General features: G+C 70.8%; 9 protein-coding genes. 5 read left to right on the forward strand and 4 right to left on the reverse strand.

Going from position 1 to position 8295, the window contains the following annotated elements; translation table 11 throughout:
- Window positions 1-36: 36 nt before the first annotated feature.
- On the forward strand, window positions 37-513 hold the full coding sequence (locus tag KUTG_RS47265; RefSeq protein ID WP_043726449.1) for a nuclear transport factor 2 family protein: 477 nt from the start codon (window positions 37-39) through the stop codon (window positions 511-513).
- On the opposite strand, the gene KUTG_RS47270 is transcribed toward KUTG_RS47265, so the two are convergent.
- On the reverse strand, window positions 482-1378 hold the full coding sequence (locus tag KUTG_RS47270; protein ID WP_198047898.1) for a helix-turn-helix domain-containing protein: 897 nt from the start codon (window positions 1376-1378) through the stop codon (window positions 482-484). The genes KUTG_RS47265 and KUTG_RS47270 overlap by 32 nt on opposite strands.
- Before the next feature lie 102 nt (window positions 1379-1480).
- Here KUTG_RS47270 and KUTG_RS47275 point away from each other — a divergent pair, with 102 nt between their 5' ends.
- Genes KUTG_RS47275 through KUTG_RS47290 form a run of 4 tightly spaced genes read left to right on the forward strand, consistent with a single transcriptional unit; the run spans window position 1481 to window position 5710 of the window.
- Entirely contained in the window at window positions 1481-2647 is a 1167-nt protein-coding gene (locus tag KUTG_RS47275) for a hypothetical protein (RefSeq protein WP_043726452.1), read from the forward strand.
- Window positions 2648-2651: 4 nt separating this feature from the next.
- The gene (locus KUTG_RS47280) at window positions 2652-3821 is read left to right on the forward strand and encodes a sulfotransferase family protein (protein WP_043726454.1); all 1170 of its coding nucleotides are present in this window, start codon (window positions 2652-2654) and stop codon (window positions 3819-3821) included.
- A gap of 9 nt (window positions 3822-3830) precedes the next feature.
- Window positions 3831-4622, forward strand: coding sequence for an SDR family oxidoreductase (locus tag KUTG_RS47285; protein ID WP_043726456.1), 792 nt, complete (start codon window positions 3831-3833; stop codon window positions 4620-4622).
- Between the two features lie 17 nt (window positions 4623-4639).
- Window positions 4640-5710 (forward strand): NAD(P)H-dependent amine dehydrogenase family protein, encoded by a 1071-nt coding sequence (locus KUTG_RS47290; protein WP_043733249.1) that lies wholly within the window; start codon window positions 4640-4642, stop codon window positions 5708-5710.
- Here KUTG_RS47290 and KUTG_RS47295 read toward each other — a convergent pair.
- From KUTG_RS47295 to KUTG_RS64765, 3 genes are all read right to left on the reverse strand, one after another.
- Entirely contained in the window at window positions 5682-6302 is a 621-nt protein-coding gene (locus KUTG_RS47295; RefSeq protein ID WP_043726457.1) for a TetR/AcrR family transcriptional regulator, read from the reverse strand. The two genes, KUTG_RS47290 and KUTG_RS47295, sit on opposite strands and share 29 nt — an antisense overlap.
- 28 nt (window positions 6303-6330) lie before the next feature.
- Window positions 6331-7356, reverse strand: a complete 1026-nt coding sequence (locus KUTG_RS47300) for a hypothetical protein (RefSeq protein ID WP_043726458.1) — start codon at window positions 7354-7356, stop codon at window positions 6331-6333.
- On the reverse strand, window positions 7353-8295 hold a 943-nt coding region (locus KUTG_RS64765; protein WP_043726459.1), incomplete at its 5' end, for an NAD(P)/FAD-dependent oxidoreductase. The genes KUTG_RS64765 and KUTG_RS47300, both read right to left, overlap by 4 nt.

Consider the following 8295-nt stretch of genomic DNA (forward strand, 5'->3'; position numbering starts at 1 on the left):
CCTGGACGGCGCCACTTCCGCCAGAGGAGGACCCCGATGGACCTGATCGCGATCGAGGAGATCCGCCGGCTCAAACACCGCTATCTGCGCAGCCTGGACCTCAAGCGCTGGACCGAGTTCGCGCTGACGCTGACCGGCGACGCCACGGCCGACTACGGCACCCCGGTCTACGGCGACCGGCTGCGGCTGGCCGGCCGGGACGAGATCGCCACGTTCATGAGCCGCCGGCTCGGGCCGGAGGTGATCACCGTGCACTTCGCCGGCCAGGCCGAGATCGACATCGACGGCGACGAGGCGACGGGAACCTGGAACATGATGGACACCGTGATCGCGACCGATCGTCAGGTCGTGATCCAGGGCGCCGCCTTCTACGAGGATCGCTACCGGCGCGAGGACGACGGCGTGTGGCGGATCAGCCACACCGGCTACGACCGGACCTATGAAGCGATGTTCACGCAGACCGACCTGCCCGGCTTCAAGCTCACCGCCAACCGGTGGGCCGCCGCCCGCTGACCTGTTCGGTGACCGCGTCGGCCGCGGCGACGAGCGCGTCGCCGCGGCGGGCGATCTCGGCGCCGGTGATGGCCTCGCCGACGTACAGGGTGAGCACCAGCTCCTGCCGGCCGTCGGCGTCGAACGTCGGCGCGGCGATCAGGCTCACCGGGTGTTTGCGCCGTGTCGCCAGGTCCGCGCCGAGGTACACCCGTTCGCCGAGGCTGGACACCATCTCGCCGACCAGGTCCCGCACCTCGGCCGGCAGGTCGTACGCGGCGACGCCGGCCATCAGCGAGTGCAGCCGCATGCCGGCGGGCGACAGGCTTTCCACCAGATAGCCGCGTTCACGGCACTCGCCGACCACCCGGCGCAGGTGCGCGCGGTCGGTCCGGGACGGCAGCGTCGGCGGCCGGGCCAGCCACTCGTCGAGGGCCCGGTCGCCGCCCCACAACACGTACATCAGCCCGACCGGCGGGGCGAACGGGTAGGTCTGGCCGACCTTGACCGTGGCGGCGGCCCGCGCCGGCCCGCTGCGCTCCAGCACCATGATCTGCTCGCCGACCACGGCGGACGCCGTGCAGACGGTGTCGTAGCGGGCGCTCAGCTCGGCGAGTTCGCGCCGGGCCAGGGCCGCCGCCGTGAAGTCGTTCTGGGCAACGCGTCCCGCGGCGATCAGCGCCGGACCGAGCCGGTAGGCCTTGGTCGCCGGATCGTGCACCAGGTAGCCGCCGCGGGTCAGCTCGTTCGCTATGCCGAGGCAGGTCGGCTTGGCCAGCCCGACCGCGCGGGCCAGTTCGGACAGGCCGAAGCGCCGGCCCGGGTGCGCGACCAGGAAGTCCAGCACCGCCACCACCCGCTCGGTCGGCGGCGAGCGTCGGGTCACCATTGCCAACTTCTAGAACGCGTTCTAGCCTGGCTGCGTCGGCGTTTGTACCGCATCGGTACATATTTGTACCGCCGTTACCGAGGTGTCAAGGAGCCGCCCGTGCTCACCCAGCCGTTCGCCGACGCCGTCGCCGAGGCCGAGAAGGTCATCGCCGAGGCCCCGCACATCCGGACCGAGCAGGATCTCGTCGAGGGCTACGACTACCTGGCCGGCAGCATCCGGGCGTCGCTGCAGATGGCCTGGGCCTACCAGCGCGACTTCCCGTACTTCGTCCGGTCCACCGGTCCGTACACCAAGCTGGGCCTGGACAACCCGGACACCCTGTACTTCCACGCCTACCTGCGCGACGACTGCGAATACGTGGTGACCGGCCGCCGCGGCAGCACCGCCGACCTCAGCTTTCAGGTGCTCAACGGGGACTACTCGCCGGTGGACGTGCCGGACAGCCTGACCGCGTTCGACGACCGGGCGTTCGAGATCGGCCCGGACGGCTCGTTCGAGCTGCGGTTCGGCCCGGCCAAGGCGGACGCCGGCCCGAACTACTTCACCCTCGGGCCCGGGTCGGCGATGCTCATCGTGCGGGAGGTCTTCAGCGACTGGCGCACCGAACAACCCGGCAGCATTCGCATCCACCGGGCCGGCGCCACCGGCGCCCCGCCGCCGCTGACCAGGGACGTGCTGGCCAAGCGCTACGGTGTCGCCGGCAAGATCCTGATCAGCCGGCTGCGCACCTTCCTGGCCTTTCCCGAGTGGTTCTACCTGAAGCTGCCGGTCAACACGATGACCGCGCCGCGGGCCACGCCCGGCGGGCTGAGCACCCAGTTCTCCTCGGTCGGCCACTACGACCTGGCCGACGACCAGGCCATGATCGTCACCGTGCCGGCGTCGGACGCGCCGTACCAGGGCTTTCAGCTCGGCAGCATGTGGTACGTGTCGCTGGACTACATCAACCACCAGACCAGCCTCACCGCCGACCAGGCCCGCGTCGACCCGGACGGCCGGATCCGGTTCGTCGTCAGCGAGCGCGACCCGGGGCTGGCCAACTGGCTGGAGTGCACCGGCCACGCCCGTGGCTACCTCCAGATCCGCTGGCAGCGACTGGCCCGCGCGCTCACCCCCGAGGACGGTCCCGAGGTGGAAGTGGTTCCCGTGCACGAACTTCCCGAGCGGCTGCCGTTCCACGAGCAGAGCCGAATCACGCCGCCCGAGTACGCGGCACGGATCGCCGCGCGCCGGGCCGCCGTGGCCGACCGGATGCTGGGCTGAGGCGATGATCGGGGGACGGGACCGCGTCGGCACGGTCGAGGACCTGCACGCCTCGGCGACCAAGATCACCGGGCTGGCCGACTTCGGCGACGACGAGTACCGCGACGGACTCGCCGTGCTGCTGGCGTCCTACGAACGCGACGCCGGCCTGACACCGTTGGGCAACAAGGTGATGCGCTCCTTCCTGCGCGGGGCGCTGGTGTCCCGGCTGCTCAGTGAGGCCGCGTGGCAGCAGTATCCCGAGCATGCGCAGGTGCCGATCGAGCGGCCCATCTTCGTCACGGGGCTGCCGCGCACCGGAACCACCGCGCTGCACCGGTTGCTCGCCGCGGATCCGGCGCACCAGGGCCTTCAGGTGTGGCTCACCGAGGTGCCGCAACCCCGACCGCCCCGCGACACCTGGGCCGACAACCCGGTGTTCCGGGCGATCGAGGAGAACTACCGTCGCCACCACGTCGACCATCCCGAGTTCATGGGGCTGCACTACATGTCGGCCGACGAGGTCGAGGAGTGCTGGCAGCTGCTGCGCCAGTCGATGCGGTCGATCTCCTACGAATGCCTCGCCCACCTGCCGACGTACTCCAGCTGGCTGGCCGGCCAGGACTGGACGGAGGCCTACCGCCGGCACCGGCGCAACCTCCAGCTGATCGGCCTGCCCGACCGCGATCGCCGTTGGGTGCTCAAGAATCCCAGCCACCTGTTCGCCCTCGACTCGCTGCTGGCCGTGTACCCGGACGCGCTGGTGATCCAGACGCACCGGTCTCCCCGTGCCGCCATCGCGTCGGTGTGCAGCCTGAACCAGCAGGCGAGCGCCGGCTGGTCCACGGTGTTCGACGGCGATGTGGTGGGCCGGGACCAGTTCGAACTGTGGGCGCGGGGCCTCGACCGCTTCACCGCCGACCGCGCCGGCCACGACCCGGCCCAGTTCTTCGACGTGCGCTACCAGGATCTGGTCGGCGATCCGATCGGGACCGTGCGGGCGATCTACGCGCACTTCGGGCTGGCGCTGACCGAACGCGCGGTGGCCGCGATGACGGCCATTCACACGGACAGCGGCTCCGGCCCGCGCCAGCCGGCGCATCGCTACCAGCTGTCGGACTTCGGGTTGACCGGCGAGGAGGTCGACGAGCGCTTCGCCGACTACCTGCGGGCCCAAGGTGAGGACCAGAGGTGAGGACCAGCGATGACCCTTTTCGAGCGGTTCCAGGTGACGGACAAGGTCGCGGTGGTCACCGGCGCCGGCCGCGGCATCGGCGCGGCCACGGCGGTCGCGCTGGCCCAGGCCGGCGCGGACGTGGTGATCTCGTCCCGTACGGAGGCCGAACTGCGCGACGTGGCGGCCCGGATCGAGGAGGCCGGCCGCAAGGCGCACGTCGTGCCGGCCGACCTGAGTGATCCGACGGCAGCCGCCGGGTTGGCGAGCGCGGCGCAGGAGACCTTCGGGCGGCTCGACATCGTGGTCAACAACGTCGGCGGCACCTACCCGCGGCCGTTGCTGGAGACGACCGTCGAATTCCTCGAAGAAGCCTTCCGGTTCAACGTGTCCACCGCGCACGCCCTGACGGTCGCGGCGGCGCCGGTGATGCTGGCCGACGGCGGCGGCGCGATCGTGAACATCTCGTCGGTGATGGGACGGGTCGCCGGCCGTGGCTTTGCCGCCTATGGCACGGCCAAGGCGGCGCTCGCGCACTACACCCGTTTGGCGGCAACGGATCTCTCGCCGCGTATCCGGGTCAACGCGATCGCTGTAGGCTCGGTGGCGACATCGGCCCTGGACATCGTGGTCCGCAACGACGAGCTGCGGGGGAAGATGGAGGCCGCCACGCCGCTGCACGCCGTCGGCGAGGCCGACGACATCGCCGCGACGGTGGTCTACCTGGCGTCCCGGGCCGGCGGTTACGTCACCGGCAAGGTGTTCGAGGTGGACGGTGGCCTCCAGGTCCCCAACCTGGAGCTCGGCCTGCCGGACCTGTGAGCGAGGAGAGTGCGCCCGTGGCCTATCGGGTGGTGCAGTGGAGCACCGGCAACGTCGGGCGGCACGCGATCGCCGGCATCGACGCGCGTCCGGACCTGGACCTCGTCGGCGTCTGGGTGTCCACAGTGGACAAGGTCGGTCGGGACGCCGGCGAACTCGGCGGACTCGGCCGGGAACTCGGCGTCGCCGCGACCGGCGACGTCGAGGAGCTGCTGGCGTTGCGGCCCGACTGCGTCGTCTACACGGCGATGGCCGACGATCGGCTGGTGGAGGCGATCGACGACCTCCGGCGCATCCTGCGGGCGGGGATCAACGTGGTCTCCAGCAGCCCGGTGTTCCTCCAGTTCCCGCGGGGAACGGTGCCCGACGAGGTGTCGGAACCGGTTCGCCGCGCGGCGCTCGACGGCGGAGTGTCGTTGTGGGTCAACGGCATCGATCCCGGCTTCGCCAACGACCTGCTGCCGCTGGCGCTCACCGGGATCAGTGAACGCGTCGACCAGGTGCGCTGCCTGGAGATCCTGGACTACAGCACGTACCACAACCGCAAGGTGCTGTTCGACATCATGGGATTCGGCGGCGCGCTGGAGGAGATCCCGCTGCTGTTGCAGCCGGGCGTGCTGAGTCTGGCCTGGGGCAGCGTGGTTCGCCAGCTCGCGTCCGGTTTGGACATCGAGCTGGACGGCGTGCAGGAGAGCTACCAGCGCCTGCCGGCGCCGGAGACCTTCCGGATCGGCACGGGCGAGATCGCCGCCGGCACGGCCGCCGGACTGCGGTTCGAGGTGCGGGGGATGCGCGGCGGCCGTCCGGTGTGCGTGCTGGAGCACGTCACCCGGCTGCGTCCCGACATCGGGCCGGACTGGCCGCAGCCGGCGGGCCAGGGCTGTTACCGCGTCGAGGTCACCGGTGAGCCCAACTACACGCTCGACCTGACGCTGCTCGGCTCGGACGGCGACCACAACACGGCCGGTCTCAAGGCGACCGCGATGCGTCTGGTGAACGCGATCCCGGCGGTGGTGGCCGCCCCGCCCGGCCTGCTCACCGCGCTCGACCTGCCGCTGATCACCGGCCGCGGACTGGTTCGCGGCTGACGAGGGCCGGTCCGATCCAGCGACGGACCAGGGCCCGCAGATCGTCGTCGGTGGGTGTTGGCGTCGAGGGGTACTGGAGGAACGACAGGAACAGCCGCATCAGGATCTCGGCCAGTCCCTGGAAGTCGTGGTCGGTGGTGACGCCGACCGCCGCCCAGTCGACCGGTGTGGCGCGCAGGATGCGAGCGCCGAGGGCGAAGGACTGGGGCGAGGTGACCGCGCCGGTGAAGACGTCGGCCTCGCCCGCCTCCAGGAGCAGGCCCAGATAGGGCTCGCGGGGAACCGTGTGCAGGCTGAACAGCACCGATTCCACGGCGACCTCGGCCGGGCTGCCGAACGAGGCCAGATGGCGCTGCATCCGCTCGGCGAACGCCTCGACGCCGGCGATGGCCACGGCGGCGAGGATGTCCGGCAGACGCGGGAAGTACCGGTAGACGGTCTGCCGGGTCACGCCGGCCTCGGCGGCGATGTCGGACAGGCTGGTCCGGGCCAGCCCGGCCCGGTCGATGCACGCCGTCGCCGCCTCGACGATCCGGCGACGTGCCTCGTCCTCGGTCCTCGGCGGGTTGCCCTGCCATCCGTGGTACCCCATACGCCCCATCATCCCCGAGCCGAGCGCCTCAGGCCGTGGCCGGCGCCCGGCTCCGCACCCGATAGAGCGCGGCCAGCACCAGACCGGCCCCGAGGAAGCAGGCCAGGGCGTAGAGGCCGCTGCCGACGGGGGCCATGCCGAGGGCGCTGAGCCAGCACACCGCCATCACGCCCAGGTAGACGGCGGGGTAGTACCGCGCGAAGGCGGACACCGGCTCGTCGGAAGTCCGAGGGGTCGACGCGATGACCCAGCCGCCGGCCAGCCAGACCAGCGCCAGCTCGATGCCGAGAACCCAGGCCTGCGCGGTGGTGTTGTCACGGAAGACACTGGACGGGATACCGGCGATGACCATCGCCAACGGCGTCAGCACACCGGCCAGCAGGATTCGGGGCACCAGCCAGCCGTTGCCGGCCAATCGCACGACCAGGTAGGTCATGGCGGCCATCGAGACCGATGCGAACAGCAGCATGCTGGTCATCGGCACCGACGCCAGCGCGGGATGGTTGACCACGACGTTGTCCGGGTTCCAGGCCCACCACCGCAGCGGCGGGCCGATCTGGTCGAACACCTCGTAGAACACCTGGCACACCAAGGCGACAGCCACCGCGCCGAGCAGCGCGCCGCGCCGGAAGACGCCGAGCGACCGCACGATCTCGTAGGCGAGCTGGGTGAACATCGAGTAGAACGCCACGATGTAGAGCGGCAGCCGGTCCCCCATGAACTGCACGGTGAAACGGTTGTGGGCGAAGATGAAGCCGTAGATCCGGTCGAGCCCGAACCACTCCGGGAAGTAGAGCGGCGGCTCGATGACCAACAGGTAGACCAGCGAGGCGAACCACAGCGCCAGGTTGACCGGGTCACCGGCCCGGTAGCGGCGGATGGCGTGCACCAGCGCGAAGACGGCGCCGCCGATGACGAGCACCTCCAGCAACGGCATCGTCCAGTTGGCGAGATCCCAGGGAGGACGGACCGAGATCACCGGGGAGACGTCGTGGCAGTCGAAGCCGAGGCCGCGGGTGACGGCGTCGGCCGCCGGCCCGCAATCGGCGCTCACCGTGCCGCCGCGGTGGCGGGGGAGTAGTCCGTCGCCGGCGGCTCGGCCTGCGGATCGAAGTCGAAGGGCACCCGCTGCCGACCCAACGTGCTACGGACGTAATGACGGAGGAACCCCGCGATCACCCGAGGGTTCCGCAGCATCTGGCCCAGCGACTCGTCGAGGTTGAACACCTTGGCGAAATGCTCGTCGACCACGTCGTCCTCCCGGGCGGCGCCGACGATGAAACTGAACGCCGGACCGGACACGGCCGCCAGGACGCGGCGTCGCCACTCGGGCGGCTTCTCGGTGCCCACCGCGCACTCGTAGCCCTGGTCCCTGGCCATCGCGAGCGACCACGGCACACGGAGCAGCTTGCGTTGGGCGGCAAGGAACCGCCCGGTGAAGTCCGCGTCGAGACGGTCGGCGCGGGCGAGGTGCTCGCGCAGCAGCAACGCCGAGCCCGACGCGGAGCTGATGCCCTGCGCGTAGAACGGATTGAACGCGCAGATCGAGTCGCCGACGAACACCAGACCCCGCGGCGGCCGGCGGAGGCGGTCGTAGCGTCGCCACTTGTTGCCGGTGGACCGGGTCAGGTGCACCTCGGAGGTCGGGGCGCAGCGAGCCATCGCGGCGGCGAACAACGGCGTCCGCACCCGGGCCGCCGACTCGACGAACGTGTCGGTGGTGCGCGGCATCTCCAGGCCCCACGAGCCCATGCAGGCGATGACGCGGTTGCCCTCGATCGGGAAGAGGTTCACCAGGAACTCGTGCTCGGCCGGATGGTCGCCCTTGTCCGGGGTCGGCATGATCACCAGGTGCTGCCACCACCAGGAGGGCGGTCGGGGTGTCGGCAGTTCGTACCAGCGCGAGGTGTAGGTGACCTTGGCGTCGAGGGTCCGCACCTCGGGTTCGGGCCAGCCCGCCGCCACCAGCCAGCCGCTGACGGCGGAGCCACGG

The organism is Kutzneria sp. 744, from assembly GCF_000568255.1.
In the GTDB taxonomy this organism is placed as follows: Bacteria; Actinomycetota; Actinomycetes; order Mycobacteriales; family Pseudonocardiaceae; genus Kutzneria.